We start from the raw sequence: 17,913 nt of genomic DNA, 5'->3' as shown, positions 1-17,913 counted from the left end.
CGGGAGATAGGACACGAAGCGCTTCATTCCGCCCGAAGTATCGCGTTCGGCTTTGTGACGGCGACGCGGGCAGATTGATAGGCGACGGTTGCAAAGGCGAGCACGATGGAAACGAGGCCCGCGATGACAAACGGATAAATCGATAGCGCGGTGTGATACGCAAATGTGCCCAGCCATTGCGCCGCAAAATAATAGGCCAATGGACCGGCAATGATCGTCGCGATGAAGACCAGGGTCAAATGATGGATCGTTGAAGAATAAAATAAGGAGGAGGAAGATGCTCCGAACACTTTCCGGATGGAATATTCTTTGTTCTTCATCTCCAGCGTAAAGGATGACACACCAAACAATCCAAGACACGCAATGACGATGCCGAGTCCCGCAAAAAGTTTGAACAGTGTTTCGGTAACTTCCTCCGCGCGATACAACGACGCAAAATCATCGTCCATGAAGCTGTAGAGGAAGGGATCCTCTGCATTGAACTGTTTCCAGATTTTTTCGATGGTGGCGATATTTTGTTGCATGTCGCCCTCGACGCGGATCATGATATTGTTGTAATTGAATTCGTTGTCCCTTCTCTGGATCAGGATGGGTGCCACTTTCTCATGGATCGATTTAAAATGAAAGTCTTGTACGACGCCCACTACCGTTGCACCACCTTTGTTGATCCCCTGAACACGTAGGCCAATCGGATCGCCGATAGCAAACAATCGGGCTGCTTCTTCATTGGCAAGTAACGAGGCCGTGTCGAGGTTTCCGTCGGGGCTGAAATTCCGGCCTTTTACGAGGGAGATCTTCATGGTCTCCACAAAATCCGGATCAACGGCAATCGAATGAACCAGTACCGCACCGGTCGTGGTTCGTCCCGCCCAGTCGATACCCCCTGCACCGAAGACTTGTGTCAGGTTTTGATCGGCAGCACAAACGGATTTGATGCCGGGATGGGTCAGGAGTGCTGCTTTAAGCAATGTATATTTTTTAGACCCCTTGTGAATGCGGATAATGTTTTCACGTTGATAGCCAAGATTTTTGTTTTGGATGTATTGGAGTTGTGAATAGACCACGAGCGTCCCGGAAACGATCATGATGGAAAATGTAAACTGAAGTACGACCAGAGACTTCGACAAGTATCCTCCGCCGATGTTCGCAGACGGGGCGCCTTTCATCAGGGAAGAGGCCTTGACCGACGAGAGCACAAAGGCGGGATAGATCCCCGACAATATGCCGGACAGGATCATCGCTCCAAAAGAAATCAGTAGAGGCACCCCAAAGCTTTGATAGTCAAAAGCGAGGTGCTTTTGCGTAAGTGCGTTGAAGGGCTCAAGCGCCAACGCTGCGATCAGCAACGCGATGCTCATGGCGATGGTGGCAGCGATCAGCGATTCACCCAACAGTTGTGTGACCAACTGAAACCGAACGGCGCCAATGGTTTTTCTAACGCCGATCTCTTTTGCTCGCCTGATGCCGCGCACGGTGGCCAGGTTTGTAAAGTTGATGCAGGCAATGGCCAGAATGAAGACGGCCAGCACGGAAAAAATGATGGCATACTGCTTGTTTCCCTTCCCGGCAGGTTCCATGGAATAGGTGACGTCATCCCAATGGATGGAGGTCAGCGGTTGAAAACGGAGCGCGCCCTTGAACCCGGCGGTATGGGGATCGGCATTCAGGCGACTGATCATGAGCGTTTGCAAACTGCGCTGGACTTCCGGAACGTTGCGGGTGTCTTTAAACTTCACATAGTGATACGATCCGAAATTACCCCAAATGGCCATCCCAGGGGAGTATGGCATAAACCCCGTTACAAACTCAAAACGGATGTGGGAGTTGTTGGGAACATTCTCAATGACCGCCGCGATATGACGTCCGTCTCGGAGCGTGTTGCCGACGACGTCGTGGTATTGTCCAAAAAGTTTTGTCGCCAGATCTTTTGTGATCACGATGGCGCTTAAGTCTGACGGGTCCAGTGCCGTGGCCAGATTCCCCTCGATGCACGTAAAGGAAAAGATGTTGAAGAATGCCTGGTCCGCGGCAAGCCCCTGAGCATAGACTTCACTTTTGTCGGACGTCAGCGGTTGCGACATGCCAAAGAGCGTGGCGCGGGTAACATACTCGATCTGGGGATAGTCCTGTTTGATGGCATCGGAAAGTGCGTTGGGGCTAAAGGACGTGTGGAGGACTTCACCTCCCATGTCGATCTTGCTGACGATTCGGAAGATCTTTTCGGAGTCTTTATAAAATCTGTCGTAGCGATACTCGTCTAATACATAGATCATCATCAGCAATACCGTCGCCAATCCAAGGGCCAGCCCGCTGATGTTGATGAAGGAATATCCCGCGTGCCTTTTCATTCCCCGAAAGAAAAACCGGAAAAAGTGGAACGTCATTGGCACATTGAAGGAGGGCATGCCGTTTCTCGCAATAATGCCCAGCCTGATAAAATCGAGGGCGTGGAGGATGGCTTTGCGTCGTGCACGTGCAGGCCCAAACCGTTGGACATCCGCGTTGAACTGTTCGATCAGGTCACCTTCGATCATCTCGAACAACTCCGCCGGACAAATCCAGCGAAGCATGACAACGATCCATTTGGGCAACTGTGGCTTTTCCATGCGCTTTTATTTCAATTGAGGGATTAACTTCCATAAATGCTGACGATCTTCCTTCATCGATTTCAGAAGGGCAAGCCCTGCCGCCGTGATGGTAAAAAATCGTTTTCTCCGGCCACCCCGCTCGCTGGTAGCACCGCCCACGCGCGACTTGATGTACCCTTTGTCCTCAAGCCGGTAGAGCGTCACGTGAACGCCCCCGAGATTTACCTGCCGGTGGATCTGTTCTTCAATCTCCTTGACGATAGCGTTCCCATACGCCTCCTTGTCCAGGATGGCGACCAACGTTAAAATCAGCTCCTCAAATTCCCCGAGATATTCTTTCGGCATTTCTATTCGATTTGTCTAACAAATATAAACGTATCCGGAAATATTCCAAACTTCGGTCAGGAAATCAGGTTGAGCAATTGGGTGTCAGGGCTAGTGGTCGAGCAGTTGTTTCTACCGTTGATGGACGCGGGGAGGACATCCATAAAGAAAGACGGCGATTATTTCCAAACATTCTCACAAACCGTTATAATCGTAAATTCGACACTTAAAAACACACGAGGAGGGGAACGCCTGTTCCTTAACCCGTTTGTTGATTTTTAATTTTCAAGGACTAGCCAAAACAAAACCCAAGACCGCCTATATGCGTCGCGCTACATTATTAATGATCCTGCTCTTTGGTTTGCGATTTTCTTTTGCACAACAATCACCCGTAGCCATCCACGTAGACGTCTCAAAACCGATAGGAGAGATGACGCCGTTCTGGTCCTTCTTCGGGTACGATGAACCCAACTACACCACCCGGAAAGATGGTCAGAAGTTGTTGACAGAATTAAAGCAACTAAGTCCGGTCACGGTCTATGTAAGAGCACACAATCTTCTGACCTCGAAAGGCAACAGTCCAGGCCCCGATCTCAAATGGGGCTACACGGATGCTTATAAAGAAGACAAGAAGGGCAAACCGGTTTACAACTGGACCGTTGTCGACAGCATCGTGGACACATATATAAAGAGAGGGATGAAGCCGCTCATGGAAATCGGCTTCATGCCCAAAGACCTTTCGTCCAAGCCGGAACCCTATGAACACACCTGGAGCAAGGGTGGCAATCTATGGACCGGCTGGACCTATCCGCCGAAAGATTATAATAAATGGCGGGAATTGGTGTACCAATGGGTAAAGCACTCGATTGACCGTTATGGAAAACAAGAAGTCACCACCTGGCTGTGGGAAGTCTGGAACGAACCGGACATTGGTTATTGGTCGGGCACATTCGAGGAGTATTGTAAGATGTATGACTATGCCGCGGATGGACTAAAGCGCGCTTGCCCGGAGTGCACCATAGGAGGACCACACACCACCAGCCCGCGAAGTGATAAGGCGTATCGCTACCTCACCAACTTCATAGAGCATTGTCTTCACGGCAAGAACTATGCTACAGGAAAAACGGGAACGCCGCTGCAATACATCGGTTTTCATGCCAAGGGCTCACCCGAAATCACAGACGGGCATATCCGCATGAATATGGGAGCGCAGTTGAAGGATATCCAAAGAGCGTTTGAAGCGGTCAATTCGTTTCCGGAATTGAAAGACATCCCGGTCATTGTCGGTGAATGCGACCCCGAGGGGTGCGCGGCCTGCTCGGAAAGGAGAGAGCCCAAATATGGCTACCGCAATGGAACGATGTATTCCAGCTATACCGCCTCATCGTTTGCCAGGATCTATGACCTGATGGATCAATACAAAGTGAATCTGAAAGGCGCCGTTAGCTGGTCGTTTGAGTTTGAAGACCAGGAGTGGTTTGCCGGCTTTCGCGACCTCGCCACGCATGGGGTTGACAAACCCGTGCTGAACGTATTCCGCATGTTTGGTATGATGGAAGGAAGGAGAATTTCGGTGCGATCGGACAACGGCCTTAGTGCCACCGACATCATCGCCAAGGGAGTGACCCAACAAAACGATGTCCACGCGATGGCCAGCGCAAAACAGAATTCGGTGTGGGTACTGGTATGGAACTATCACGACGACAATGTAAGCGGTGCCGCTTCTTCTGTCGAACTTACCGTCGAGGGTATCGCGGCGCGCAAAGTCATGGTGCATCACTATCGCGTAGACCAGCGTTTTAGCAATGCATTTGAAAAATGGAAATCCCTGGGCAGCCCTCAACAGGTGACACCCGACCAATACCAGGCATTGGAAAGCGCCGGGCAGCTGCAACTCTACACGTCGCCCGAATGGAAAGACGTCCCCGATGGGAAGGCGGTCTTGCCGTTTGAGTTGCCCAGGCAGGGTGTGTCGCTGGTGCAGTTGAGTTGGTAGAAGGGAATGATTGTACCCTTTTACAAGGAATGCTCACCGAGACATTGAAATAATTTACTGAAAAGCACGAGCCCAGTTCCGCAGTATTGCGATGATCGGGCCGTAGCCCCATGGAAAGTCATTTTTTGATATTTACTGCAATATGGAATAAAATATTCTGTTATATTTACTGCAATTACGATTAATATCCGTGATCATGAAGAAAACAAAGCTCGGTGAATTTGAAGAACTGGTTTTATTGACCGTGGCCACCCTGCAAGCGAATGCCTATGGCGTTGAGATCAAACGGGAACTTGAATATCGTTTGAAAGAGAAACTCAGTGTGGGATCTATTCAATCGGCCCTGAAGCGCATGGAAGAGAAGGGATTTTTGACTTCTGAATTTGGCGAAACCACGCTGAAAAGAGGAGGGAAGCGCAAGCGCATTTATACCACGACTTCGTATGCGCACAAAGTGTTGGCAGAGATGAAGGAGATCCGTGCCGGCTTGTGGGATTCCATAGCGGCAACGGTAGGGACAGTGGCGCACGAGTTGAAAGTAATATGATGCAACCCACCGAAATCAATCCACCCGAATGGCCCGTCAAATTCCTAAGGTTCTTTTTAAAAAAAGAATACCTGGAAGAGATCGAAGGCGATATGGAAGAACTTTTCTTCGATCATGTCGAGCAATTCTCGCAGGCCAAGGCAAAACGGATGTATGCCTGGGAAATGCTCAAGCTGCTCAGGCCCATCTTGTTGAAAAATGTTAGACATACTCCCACGCTAAATCAATACGCCATGTTCAAAAACTATTTTAAGATCGCCTGGAGAAACCTGGTGAAAAAGAAAGCCTATTCGGTCATCAATATTTTTGGACTTGGGTTGGGGATGGCGTGTTGCTTTCTCATTTTCATGTTTGTGCAGGATGAACTATCCTATGACAACTACCACGAAAAAGGCGACCGGATCTACCGGGTGACCCATGGATACAAATCGGCAAAGGATTCGGAAGAGAGTGCAAAAGCAAATCCATTTTGGGTTTGGGGAAATGCGCCGATTGGACCCGCGCTGCTCCAGAATTTTCCGGAGATTGAGAAAGTAGTTCAATTCTCGGGCAGGGCCGACATTTTGCTGACCTATGAAGACAAGAAATACCAGGAGGATGGTATTTTCTTTATGGACTCCACCGCGTTTGAGATATTCAGCTGGCCATTGGTGCGCGGCAATCCGAAGACGGTATTAGCCGCTCCCTACAGCATCGTTCTTACCGAAAGCACCGCCAGAAAATATTTTGGTGATGCCGATCCCATCGGCAAGTCATTGCAAGGCAGCGAAGCGGCAGGAAGGTCGAACGCTGGCGATTACACCGTGACGGGGATCATGAAAGACGTGCCCTCCAATTCGCACTTCCGGTTCAATGCCCTGCTTTCCATGAGCACGTTTAAGAAGTCAAGACCCGACATATTCGATGAGTGGGGCTATGTGGATTCCTATACTTATTTCCTTGTGAAGGAACAGTTCAATGCGGCTGCCTTCAAACAAAAAATCCCGGCTTTCCTATCCCGGGTGCAGAAGGATCCCAATTATACCATTAGCATTGAACCGCTGAAAGACGTCTACCTGAGAACGTCCGCACAACGACAGCCCGGAGAGACCGGTAGTTTGCCGAACATTTATGTGTTCTCCATTATCGGCATTTTTATCCTGGTCATTGCCATCATCAACTTTATGAATCTCGCGACCGCAAGATCCATGGAGCGCGGAAAAGAAGTGGGCATTCGAAAATCAATTGGAGCTGAGCGGAGTAGTTTGATCTTTCAATTTTTGGGTGAATCCTTCATCATCGTTTTTCTATCCGTGTTGGTGGCAGTCCTTATCATTTTCGCTGCCTTACCCTACATGATTGACTTTACAGGAAAAGAACTTGTCATCCTGCGCTTCGTCAATGGGGAGACCATTCCTTTCCTCATCGGTGGCGTGCTCCTCATTGGACTGGCGGCAGGTTCATATCCCGCTTTGGTCTTGTCCGGTTTCACGCCCGCGTTGGTTTTAAAAGGAATCACCCGATCGGCTGCCGGTGGCGTGAACCTGAGAAGAGGATTGGTGATCTTTCAATTCAGCCTTTCGATTGCGCTGATTGCGGGAACGATCATCGTCTATTCACAATGAATCAACTGCTGGACAAGAATCTTGGATTCGACAAGGAACGCATGTTGGTTTTGGATTACAACTACGATGAAGTGGTCAATAAAAAATCCCAGGTCTTAAAAACGGAAATGGAATCGAATCCAGCGGTTCTATCTTCGGCCTTTTCCAGGAGTGTGCCGGGAAGTTACTTCCCGCATGCAGGCACCGAAATACAAACTGCCGACGGAGAGATGAAGGAAATGGGCCAAGCCATTTTTCAGGTCGGTATAGATTTTATTCCGCATTTTGGTTTGAAACTCGTTGCCGGAAGATCGTATTCCCGGGAGTTTCCATCCGATTCCACCAGTGCGCTTGTGGTGAACGAAGCAGCAGCAAGACAATATGGCTATACCAATCCTGCGGATATCGTTGGCAAAAAATTTGATCAATGGGGAAGAAAAGGCCAGGTGATCGGTGTTGTAAAAGACTTTAACTACATCTCCCTACACGGAGCGATCGAACCGCTAACCCTGCCCTTCGAGGCCTATGCAAGCCGTTACATGACGTTGAAAATAAAAACGGAAAATATTCCGGGGACCATTCAAGAGATAGAAACGGTCTGGAACCGGCTGGTACCCCACAGACCGTTTCTGTACAGTTTTTTGGACGACGACTTCAATCGCCAATACCAATCTGATTTCATTTTCAGAAGACTGTTTACAACCTTCGCTTGCCTGGCCATATTCATTGCGTGTCTGGGGCTCCTCGGTTTGGCTACGTATACCGCCGAACTGCGTACGAAAGAAATAGGGATCCGAAAAGTATTGGGCGCGGATGTGCGCAACATCATTACCTTATTATCAAGTGACTTTATAAAACTGGTGCTAATCGCCATCCTCATTGCCACCCCAATTTCATGGTATGCCATGGATCAATGGCTGGAGGGCTTTGCCTATAAAATGGAAATTCAGTTGTGGATCTTCGGGGTGGCCGGACTCATCGCGCTTTCCATCGCCGCGTTTACCATAAGTTTTCAATCGGTTAAAGCTGCTTTGATGAGCCCGGTAACGTCTTTGAGGAGCGAATAACGGACTTCGGTCGAATGCTCAGCCTTCAGGAAGCGCGGTTCCTTTTCCCTTTCCAGATCAGAAAGCCGGTTATGGGCAAACTTAGTGCGATCAAGCCGGCCAGGAACATGATGATTTTTCCCGGCACGCCGAAAATCCGGCCGGTATGAATTTCATAGTTCGATCCGAAAAACCGCTGCCCAAAAGATTTCTCCTGATACAATTCTGTCTTTAGCAGTTTGCCGGAATACTGATCGAAACTAAAACTGCTTTGCTTTCGGAAACCGAGCGTTTCATACCGTACACTGATGCTAACGACATCACTACTATCCTTGGGAAACGTAACCCGCAGCACATCGATGGGTTCCTGGTGATGCACCTGGCTGGCTACCTGGTCGTAGATATTCCCGGTGGGTGGGTTGGCAGCAAACAACGATTTTAGTTTTTCTTTTTTTTCGCTCCCCCAGGCCATGCTGATCCCTGTGATCGCAATCAAAAACAAAGGAAGCCAGGCATAAAGCCCAAACATCCGGTGCCACTCATAATTTCTGCGCTTGGGCGGAAGGTTTCGCTTCAGGGAGAGATTGTGTTTCCACTGTTTCAGGAGTGGAGGCATCCACAACACAATACCGGAAAGCAACATGGCCAAAAAGATACACACATTACACAGGATGATTGTCTCCCCGGTTTTTCCCAACAGGAGTGTGCGGTGAAAGGACAGGATGACCGAAAGCCAGTCTTTCGAAGTATCGCGCACACCCAGAATTTTCCCGGTGTAGGGATTAACGGCAATGATCTTTTTATCTCGCGTATAGCATTGTGTTGCCATCTCAGGATCACCATAAAACCGGATCTGGTTCAGCTTTAGCTTTGGGTCAAATTCCCGCAAGGCGGCTTGGAGTTGTTCGACATTTAGCGATGGCTTATTTTCTGCTTCCACGTAAAGTAACTCATGTTGCGTGGCATAGCGCAGTTCGTCTTCGAACGCCAGGATGCATCCCGTGAATGCCACGGCAATTAAAAGCGCACCCGAAGTGAAGCCTAACCAAAGATGGATGCGTTGTATTGCCTTGCGAAAAGTCATAGCGTCGTCGTGGAGTGTAGCCTGATTAAAATTTGAACGTTACGTTCGCGGTGACCCGGGTGGGATTCTGTGCGGCGAGCCGGTATGACCAGTACTTCTCGTTGGTCAGGTTGTCTACTTTAAGGCCGAGTCGATACCGGGGCTGATCATAAAATACAGATGCATCGAGTACGGTATAGGAAGGCACGACGAAGGCAAACGTCTCCGTATTGCTCTGATAGGAGTCACTTCCATAAATGCCGCCGAAGCCAATGCCCAATCCCTGTGCGCTTCCATTGACAAAGCGGTAGCTCACCCAAAGGTTGGCCATGCGCGGAGGACCAGCCGTGGTTGGACGAAGACCTTCAACCGACGGATTGCTGCGCGTATAGCGGCTGTCGTTATAAACATAGCCGGCGACAATATTCAATCCGTGGACCGGACTGGCAATTACTTCGGCTTCGAAGCCACGGCTCACCTGGGTGCCATCCTGGATCGAAAAATTAGGATGATCCGGATCGTCCCGTGTTACATTGGTGACGGAGATGTTGTAATAGCTGAGCGTGGCAGCAACAATTGTCCAGTCCAGTTTCACACCGCCTTCGAGTTGATTGGCCCAGTTGGGCTTGAACGTGGTGCCGGAATAATCGGCGCCGCTCACATTGCTAAAGCCATTCATATAATTGCCAAATACCGATACCTTATCTTTTACCAACTGATACACGGCTCCAAACTTTGGCGATAACGCGGTTTGATTGTAGTTGCCTGCCGTGGAGTCCTGGCTGGGGTAGTAGGCTCCTTTATTCATGTAGCGATCGATTCGCAAACTGGCCATGGCCAGCAGGCGGTCCGTGATGTTCAGCACATTCGAAACGTAGGCGCTATACGTGTTTTCGTTCACGCTCACAAAGTTGGTATACTTGGCTTTGGCAAATAAGGGCGCGACATTTTGCAGCGTAAAATTATTATACGCCGCACCCGGCTTTTTGAAATTCAGCGCCGGCATGTTAACGGACGCATCGTTGCGGGTGGCGCGCAGGCTGTAATAATCCACACCGGCGACGATCCGGTTTCGCATGCCCGCAATTTTAAAATCACCGATAAAGTTCTGTTGAATGTCGGTGCCGTAGTAAGGATACTCCTGGTTCGTTACGGTCTGTCTTAAGGTGCTGTCGGTCAATATGGTCAAGCCCACCACATAGCCATCAGACGACGAGCGCGTGCGCGACAGCAGGGTTTGCGACGTCCAGCTGTCGGAAATTTTGTATTTGGCCTGGGCGTAAATATTATACTGTTGGGTGGTGTAGTTAATGGTATTGTTGGCAAAGGATAACTTGTAAGGGATGCCCAACTCGCGCACGTCATGCGCGGTACCTTTGGTATACGGGGCTACACGCATGGGGGAGGTGGCTTTGTAGTAGCTGATCTCGGCATCCAGCATCAGCGTGAGCCGGTCGCTGGCCTTGTACGAAAAACTGGGAGCGATCATAAAATTCCGGCTGAAGCCCGCATCCTGAAAACTGCGTTCGCTGTGAAGCGAGGTGTTGACCCGCAACAAAGCCTTCTTGTCTTCCGTCAACGGTGTGTTCACGTCAACGGTCAAGCGGTTCAGATCCCAGCTGGCAGCCGAATACGAGATCTCACCTTTAAAGATATCGAATGGCTTTTTGGTCACGCGATTAAAGAGTCCGCCGAAAGAAGACAACGTGCTTCCAAAGAGCGTAGCCGAAGGGCCTTTGATCACTTCGATGCGCTCCAGGTTGGCAGGATCAACGGTGGCATAGGTAAAGCTTCCTACTCCGTTGCGCACAAGCTGTGGCGTGGAAAAGCCCCTGGAAATATTGCTTGATCTTCCTTGGTTTCTCACTTCAGAGATGCCCGCACCCGGAACATTTTTGAATGCGCTGTTGTAGTCGGTCACCACTTGCTCTTTCATCAACTCTTTGCTCACCACGGTGTATACCTGTGGGTTCTCCATATTGCCCAGCGGCATTTTGGAAATGTCATCGCTTTCTTTTCGGGCAAACCGGTTTCCCCCGCCCACAACGGTCACCTCATCCAAGGTCATGGAATTCTCCTGGAGTTCTATTTTAACATACGCTGCTCCATCGGGGCCGACGGATACCGCATGCGTTACCTTTTCGAAACCCAGCATGGACACCTCCAGGTGATAGTCGCCGGGGGGAATGTTGTTAAAGCTGAACTCGCCGTTGGTACTGGTAAGCGTACCCTTTTTAAGTTCCTGAATATAGACCGATACCCCCGGCGCTGGCTGTCCATCACTAGTCATAATGATACCCGTCAGGTTGGCTTTTTTCTCCTCCGGGTTTCCGGGCAAAGCAAAGGTTGCGGTGGACAATAACAGGAATGCGATGAAACAAAAGCGTGTAAAAAGGCTGATTTCGCGGTATTTGGACAAGAATTTCATTATTCTTATTTAGATTAATTACAAATAAACAGCCGCGAAGATAGAAAAATATCGTAAAAACCAACCCCGGCCCGATCTTATGATGGACATGGATTTTGACTTGTGGCGGGTTCATACGTTTGCATTAGCCACATACCGCGAATTTATTTGCTGCCGTTTGGGGCTTTTCCCTTACGGATCGCTATCCTGACTGGTGAACAGCACTTATATTTAGCTTTTAGACTATTTCGATTCGGCTACGTCGTATTGATGTTGAACACAGGTCGTCAAAACGTTATAGGCTGATTTTATCCGTTAACGCATGAAAAAAAATCTACTGTTCCTTTTCCTTGTTGCGTCGTCAATAACCATTAGCGCGCAAACCTTAAAAAAAGAATTCAACCCGTTGCTTACGACCGCCGGCGTCGTTGTGAAAGAGGGCGCAGCCTATCCCGATGGAAGGCTTATCATTTGGGCGGGCGATCTGGCTTCCGCCGACGGCGAGCGTGTTCCGGGAATCGTCCGGTTGCTGGCCGATGGAAGTATTGATCACTCCTTTTCTGCGGGAACGGGTTTTCATGCGCAATACTTTCCGGAACTGAACTTCGAGGTGAATGATATCCTCATTCAACCCGATGAACATATTCTGGTAGCCGGAACCTTCGTCTCTTATGACGGCAAGAAAGCTGACAAAGTGGTGCGTCTGAATCCTGACGGTACGATCGATCCTTCTTTTAACGCGCAGGCAACGGGGCCGGGGATTGTCTTCGACTTGGAATTGCAGGCCGATGGAAAAATTCTCGTCAGCGGCGGTACGCACATAAACGAAAAGACTCCCGGAGCGCTGATACGCTTGAATGCCGATGGATCCCTCGATCAATCCTTTGTCTTGGGAGAATCTTTTCAACATGGCAACGTATACAGCACCAAGGTGCAATCCGATGGTAAGATCGTTGCGATATACGATCCAGTGGTGAGTACGGGCTTCAGTTATCTCCAACGATTCAATACCGACGGGTCGGCCGATACACCTTTTAAAAAAGAAATGACCGATCGTGGTGCAACTCAATTCGATTTTCAAATGGTCGATGGCCAACAGTACATTGTCCTTCTCAACACCGGCTGGGAGTTTCTGGGTCGATTCAAACCCGATGGAACGCGCGACGCTGGTTTTCTTAACGGCTTCCAAAGCATGGACCCGCAATCAATCTTTATAATCAACAACGAAATATATTGCTACGGCCAAACCGTCAGCCGCGTCATGGACAACGGATTGAGAGATGACGCATCACCAAAGATTTATCGTGGGCCGAGGTCTTGGATCACGTATGCCGGTAATGGTAACTTTTACCTGAGTAGTGACGGAAGATTGGACACCCACGCCCCGCTCGATTTGTTCAAGATCAATTTGACGGGCGACGATGTTGCTGGATTCGATGCCAATCTCGCGCGGACGGCCACCATCTCAGGCGTGGTACCGGTTGAGGCGCAAAAGGTGATTCTCTTTGGCGATTTCGATAGGGTGAATGATGCGCCAGAAAAGAATATAGTGCTGCTCGACGATCATGGTAGTGTCGACCCGTCCTTCACCGCGGGCAATTTGTTCAACGACGCCGTGCGAACGGTGGTGCGACAACCCGACGGCAACTTGATCGTGGCCGGTGATTTCACATCCTTTGATGGGATGGCCCGGTATTGCATGGTTCGCCTGCATGCCGATGGAACGCTCGACGACAGCTTTCAGGCGCCGGCGTTTCTTGCTGACGGCAAAAAACGAGGCTACACGATTACGTTATTAACCGATGGCAAGATGCTGGTACAGATCAGTGGAAGCCTTTCCATTGGTAATGGTATTGAAGCGTTATTTCGTCTTAATCCCGATGGCTCGCTCGACCGCGCGTTTCCAGTGTCTCACGACATCAACAACCTGCTTACGCTGATCACGGTAGCCCCGGAAGCAGACGGGAAAGTTATGGCGCTGCTCAATGGTAGCGATTCTAAGCAATATCTTAAACGATACGAATCCGATGGGACGTTAACCGACGTCGGGTCATTAGATGTTTACCTTCGCCTGGGTAACGGCGAGAAACCCAATGTAGACGGCACAACCTTTTATGGATTTTCCGGAGTAGCATCTCCGACTGGCGGAGGAGGCGCAACGCAACTGGTACGATTGAAACCGGATGGCAAGAAAGATGAATCGTTCAGCCCATTTTTCTTTAATCTTCCCAATCGACGTTATAACGCTTCCAGATTTCAGGATAAGATCGCAGTGTTTGGTCTGTTCGAACGGGCGGGCGTCAATTTAACGCAGACAGAGACCACGGGTTATCCCATAGCGAAGCTTGCCCTGGTCGATATGCAAGGCAATGTGATGCCTGGATTTTCAGTGCCCATCGACGGAATACCTTCAAATCTTGTCCAGATTAATGATACCGATTTTATGCTTACAGGCCCCATAAAGTCAGTCGATGGTGAGCATTTCTATGGCGCCGCGTGGTTAACAGTCGCCCCAGGTCTGCCAAAGGCGCCAAGCAATGTCCAGGCCGTGATCGAAAATAACAGGATAAAAATGACCTGGTCAGATAACGCCAACAACGAAACGGGATTCGAAATTCAGCGCCTCGACCGTGAGACACAGGTTTACACCGCGATTGCACTCACCGGTGCCGACGTGACGGCCCTGCTGGATACGGCTAATATCGCCAATCAGAATTTCTTTTTACGCATCCGTGCCGTTAACGCTGCCGGCGCTTCAGCATTTGTTGACTTCAATTCGATTATTCTGGACGCTGCACCGGAAACAAAAACGGAAATGATCAGCGTCTACCCTAATCCCGCTCGCAACGTGGTAGCCATCTCCGGCGCATCCGTACGCGAAACCAACGTCACGCTAGTCGATACGATGGGCAAAGAGGTTCAGTTTCGATGGCTGGACGAAAACACGATCGATATCAGCGGTACCCCTCCCGGGGTCTATATCCTATCGGTAGCAACCGAAAATGGGGTCGTTGCGCGCAAGATTGTAAAGGAAAAATAATTTCAACGCCATTGACGAGCGACCAACGGGACGAGTCCTGGTGATTTCATTCCTATTCTGTTTATAATTATTCGTTAAAAATGTGATCTTGCAAGTAGCTTTTACCGAACACCGTCCCTATGACCCAAACACAAAGCGCAGCAAATCCCGTAACACGCATACTGGCCGCCAGCCTCATCGGAACCACCATCGAATTTTTTGACTTTTATATTTATGCTACAGCAGCCGTATTGGTTTTCCCAAAGCTGTTCTTCCCGGCAGGTGATCCTGTTGCGGCTACGTTAGCATCGCTGGCAACATTTGCGTTGGCCTTTTTTGCCAGGCCATTGGGTGCTGCGATCTTCGGACACTTTGGAGACCGGAAGGGACGCAAAGCAACGCTCGTCGCTGCCCTGATGACGATGGGACCCTCAACGGTTGCCATCGGCCTTTTGCCATCCTACCACACCATCGGTATTTTAGCGCCCATCTTGCTGGCGATATTTCGTTTTGGTCAGGGGTTGGGGCTTGGTGGCGAATGGGGAGGCGCGGTGTTGCTGGCCACGGAGAATGCACCGAAGAATAAAAAAGCCTGGTATGGCATGTTCCCCCAGCTCGGTGCGCCGATTGGTTTCTTATTGTCCAGCGCGACATTTTTTATCCTCAGCAAAACCATGAGCGACGAGCAGTTCTTGTCGTATGGCTGGCGCATTCCCTTTATCGCAAGCGCACTGCTGGTTTGGGTCGGACTTTACATACGGCTGAGGATCACGGAGACGCCCGAGTTTCTCAAGGTGATGCATAACCAGGAGCGGGTAAAAGTGCCAGTGGTGGCTGTCTTTGCAAAACACACGAAAGTCATCTTCCTGGGCACCGCTGCGGTGATCACTACTTTCCTTTTGTTTTATATCATGACGGTTTTCACATTGAACTGGGGAACTTCTGCCTTGCATTATTCGCGGGAAAGCTTTTTGATCGCACAAATGATCTCCATGTTGTTTTTTGCGTTGGGCATTCCAGTGTCGGCCGTGCTGGCCGATCGCAAAGGCAGAAATAATATGCTCCTGGTATCGAGCATCGGCATTTTCATCTTTGGTTTGTTCCTGGCGCCGTTCTTCAGCACTGGCAATCTGATCGTTACCGTCGTGTTTCAATCGACCGGCATGTTGTTGATGGGGTTGAACTATGGCCCGGTAGGCACTGCGTTGGCGGAAATTTTTCCCGCGGAAGTTCGCTACACCGGAGCATCCTTGTCGTTTACACTAGCCGGTATCCTGGGCGCATCGCTCACGCCCTATTTGGCCACCACGCTGGCAACGAGTTATGGTCTTCCTTATGTGGGTTATTATTTATCGTTTGGTGCGGCCCTCAGCATCCTGGCGTTGCTGGCAGCGCGCTCGTTGATGAAGCGTGAGCACTAATTTTCACCTCTGGCCACTCCAACCGTCTCACGGTAGAGTTGTGGCGAGATGTCGGCATTGGTTTTGAAGAACCTGCTGAAATAGTGTTCGTCTTCATAGCCCAGCTCGTAGGCAATCTCTTTGATGGTTTTGCTGGTCAGGTACAATTCGCGCTTTGCTTCGATGATAATGCGCTCTGAAATGAGTTCGGTCAACGTTTTATTGAAATAGCTTTTCGTGATCTTTGCCAACGCTTTTGGGGAGATGTTAAGGCTTTCTGCGTATTCGCTGGGCAAATGCTTTTTCTTGAAATCTTTTTCAATGCTGTCTTTTAAGGTCTGGAGGAGAAATGGTTTTTCATTTTCAGCCCCACGTATGCTGGGCTGTTGGCCTGCTTTAAGTCTTGATGCCGTTATCAGGAATATTTTCAGGTACGAAACCAGGATCTCATATTGGGCCAGTGCCGGGTCCTTCATCTCCAGCTTCATTTGTTGGATGAGGAAGTCCAGTGACGACGTTGACGGTTGATCGATGAGCGTATAGGGAGGCTGATAGATGTTATTGAAAAGTACACCGTGGCAGGCCACTTCGGTTTGATGTTTGTGAATACAGAAAAAGTCCGGATGAAAATGAATGGCTACTCCTTTGATCGGGCCCGGGGCGAACATAAACGGTTGGTACGGAGAAAATGAGAATAATGTATTTTCATCGAAGCCGTATTCGGCAAAGTCGGCCGTGACTTTTCCTGTGCCCTCTTTGATCCAGACCAGCGAATAGTAGTTGTTGCGTTGGACATGGTCGAAGTGGCGGCTGTCGTCGAAGCCCAGGACTTTGAATGCCAGGTTTCCGTTTTGGGGATCGATTAACGTGAGGAAGGGCTGGTCGTTCATGGAAAACGTATTTCAGATGCGGATCACGCTATAATTTTCTTTCCGACGCTTCTATGGGCAAATCGTTGATGCTGGCAAAACGCTTTCGCATATAACCGTTTTCATCAAACTCCCACAGTTCATTGCCATAGCTGCGAAACCATTGGCCGGTGTGGTCGTGCCATTCGTATTCGAAACGTACGGCCATTCTGTTTTCGCGAAAGCCCCACAACTCCTTCTTCAACTTGTAGTCCAGTTCTTTCTGCCATTTCCGGGTCAGGAATGCTTTAACTTCTTCACGGCCGTTGATAAATTCCGTACGGTTTCTCCACTCCGTATCCACGGTGTAGGCCAGGCTTACTTTCTCAGGGTCTTTTGAATTCCAGGCATCTTCGGCTGCCTGCACTTTCTGGAGGGCAGTCTCCATTGTGAACGGAGGAAGGGGGTGTCTTTTGGGTTCCATTTTTTTAGAGATTAAAGGAAAGCCAAGGCATGTGCCTGGCTTTCGGTTTGACAAGAGGTCTATTGCAAGAGGTCTATTTTTTTAGCTTTGCCCATTTAACAGGCAGCTGCGTTAATAAGTTCTGCTCATTTTTGTTCCATTCGGGCAAGGTGTTGAACGGCGCGCCATTAAAATCGCCGTTGAAGAAAAGATATAATTTGTTGTCGATCACTTTAAACGTCTCCGGATTGACGGGCACTTTCTTTCCTTTCTCGGCAACCCCCCAGGCGCAATAACCGTCGCATACCGGCAGGTATTTTTCAGGGTCGTTTTTAAAAAGATTTTTGTGCTCTTGCGAAGCAAATTGATATTTCACCCCATTTAGTTCCTGGGTAAATTCTTTTTTGCCCTTCACCGCCGCGTTGTCCGTAAAATAGGCCACCAGGTCATAACCGCCGTTGGCGATTTTGTTTTTGTCGACCGGCTCGACTACCTGGCCAAGGATCGATGCGCTGATGAGGAGGAGCGCCATGACAAACAGATTTTTTGAAATTGTTTTCATTTTGTTGTTGAGTTTTAACTGTTCATTTATTTTGTTCTGTCGTTATTGACGGGACAAAGGTGCGTGA

13 protein-coding genes are annotated in these 17,913 nt (G+C 49.5%); 6 read left to right on the top strand and 7 right to left on the bottom strand.

The annotated features are described in order from the left end of the window. Positions 1 to 23: 23 nt before the first annotated feature. Positions 24 to 2,606 carry an ABC transporter permease gene (locus BUB30_RS16440; protein ID WP_073136042.1) on the bottom strand — a complete coding sequence of 861 codons (2,583 nt, stop codon included), beginning with the start codon at positions 2,604 to 2,606 and terminating at the stop codon, positions 24 to 26. A gap of 6 nt (positions 2,607 to 2,612) precedes the next feature. Next, complete coding sequence (locus BUB30_RS16435; protein WP_073136040.1) at positions 2,613 to 2,933, bottom strand: PadR family transcriptional regulator; 321 nt, start codon at positions 2,931 to 2,933, stop codon at positions 2,613 to 2,615. 301 nt (positions 2,934 to 3,234) lie between these two features. On the opposite strand from BUB30_RS16435, the gene BUB30_RS16430 reads away from it, so the two are divergent. The 4 genes from BUB30_RS16430 to BUB30_RS35640 all read left to right on the top strand — a co-directional run bounded on the left by BUB30_RS16430 (position 3,235) and on the right by BUB30_RS35640 (position 8,105). Beyond that, on the top strand, positions 3,235 to 4,908 hold the full coding sequence (locus BUB30_RS16430) for a GH39 family glycosyl hydrolase (protein WP_073137310.1): 1,674 nt from the start codon (positions 3,235 to 3,237) through the stop codon (positions 4,906 to 4,908). Between the two features lie 196 nt (positions 4,909 to 5,104). Next, positions 5,105 to 5,455, top strand: a complete 351-nt coding sequence (locus BUB30_RS16425) for a PadR family transcriptional regulator (protein WP_073136038.1) — start codon at positions 5,105 to 5,107, stop codon at positions 5,453 to 5,455. Further along, a complete protein-coding gene (locus tag BUB30_RS35645; RefSeq protein ID WP_245804114.1) occupies positions 5,452 to 7,059 on the top strand; it encodes an ABC transporter permease in 1,608 nt (535 codons plus the stop codon). The genes BUB30_RS16425 and BUB30_RS35645 overlap by 4 nt, the downstream gene beginning before the upstream one ends. After that, on the top strand, positions 7,056 to 8,105 hold the full coding sequence (locus BUB30_RS35640; RefSeq protein WP_245804113.1) for an ABC transporter permease: 1,050 nt from the start codon (positions 7,056 to 7,058) through the stop codon (positions 8,103 to 8,105). Before BUB30_RS35645 ends, BUB30_RS35640 begins: the two co-directional genes overlap by 4 nt. Positions 8,106 to 8,130: 25 nt before the next feature. Here the strand turns inward: BUB30_RS35640 and BUB30_RS16415 are convergent, their stop codons facing one another. Both BUB30_RS16415 and BUB30_RS16410 read right to left on the bottom strand, forming a co-directional pair. Continuing rightward, positions 8,131 to 9,168: a PepSY-associated TM helix domain-containing protein gene (locus BUB30_RS16415; protein ID WP_073136036.1), complete on the bottom strand. Its 1,038-nt coding sequence runs from the start codon at positions 9,166 to 9,168 to the stop codon at positions 8,131 to 8,133. Positions 9,169 to 9,193: 25 nt separating this feature from the next. Continuing rightward, a complete protein-coding gene (locus BUB30_RS16410; protein ID WP_073136034.1) occupies positions 9,194 to 11,575 on the bottom strand; it encodes a TonB-dependent receptor in 2,382 nt (793 codons plus the stop codon). Between the two features lie 409 nt (positions 11,576 to 11,984). On the opposite strand from BUB30_RS16410, the gene BUB30_RS16405 reads away from it, so the two are divergent. Both BUB30_RS16405 and BUB30_RS16400 read left to right on the top strand, forming a co-directional pair. After that, a complete protein-coding gene (locus BUB30_RS16405; protein WP_178377133.1) occupies positions 11,985 to 14,594 on the top strand; it encodes a T9SS type A sorting domain-containing protein in 2,610 nt (869 codons plus the stop codon). A 119-nt stretch (positions 14,595 to 14,713) separates the two neighbouring features. After that, entirely contained in the window at positions 14,714 to 15,994 is a 1,281-nt protein-coding gene (locus tag BUB30_RS16400) for an MFS transporter (protein ID WP_073136030.1), read from the top strand. Here the strand turns inward: BUB30_RS16400 and BUB30_RS16395 are convergent. The 3 genes from BUB30_RS16395 to BUB30_RS16385 form a co-directional block, all read right to left on the bottom strand. Beyond that, a complete protein-coding gene (locus tag BUB30_RS16395; RefSeq protein ID WP_073136028.1) occupies positions 15,991 to 16,863 on the bottom strand; it encodes a helix-turn-helix domain-containing protein in 873 nt (290 codons plus the stop codon). The two genes, BUB30_RS16400 and BUB30_RS16395, sit on opposite strands and share 4 nt — an antisense overlap. Before the next feature lie 28 nt (positions 16,864 to 16,891). After that, a complete protein-coding gene (locus BUB30_RS16390; RefSeq protein ID WP_073136027.1) occupies positions 16,892 to 17,305 on the bottom strand; it encodes a nuclear transport factor 2 family protein in 414 nt (137 codons plus the stop codon). 73 nt (positions 17,306 to 17,378) lie between these two features. After that, entirely contained in the window at positions 17,379 to 17,846 is a 468-nt protein-coding gene (locus BUB30_RS16385) for a YHS domain-containing (seleno)protein (RefSeq protein ID WP_073136025.1), read from the bottom strand. Positions 17,847 to 17,913: the final 67 nt, after the last annotated feature.

It is taken from the genome of Chryseolinea serpens (genome assembly GCF_900129725.1).
GTDB lineage: Bacteria > Bacteroidota > Bacteroidia > Cytophagales > Cyclobacteriaceae > Chryseolinea > Chryseolinea serpens.
Note: the sequence above shows the minus strand (reverse complement) of the source record. Positions and strands in the feature narration are given on the sequence as shown.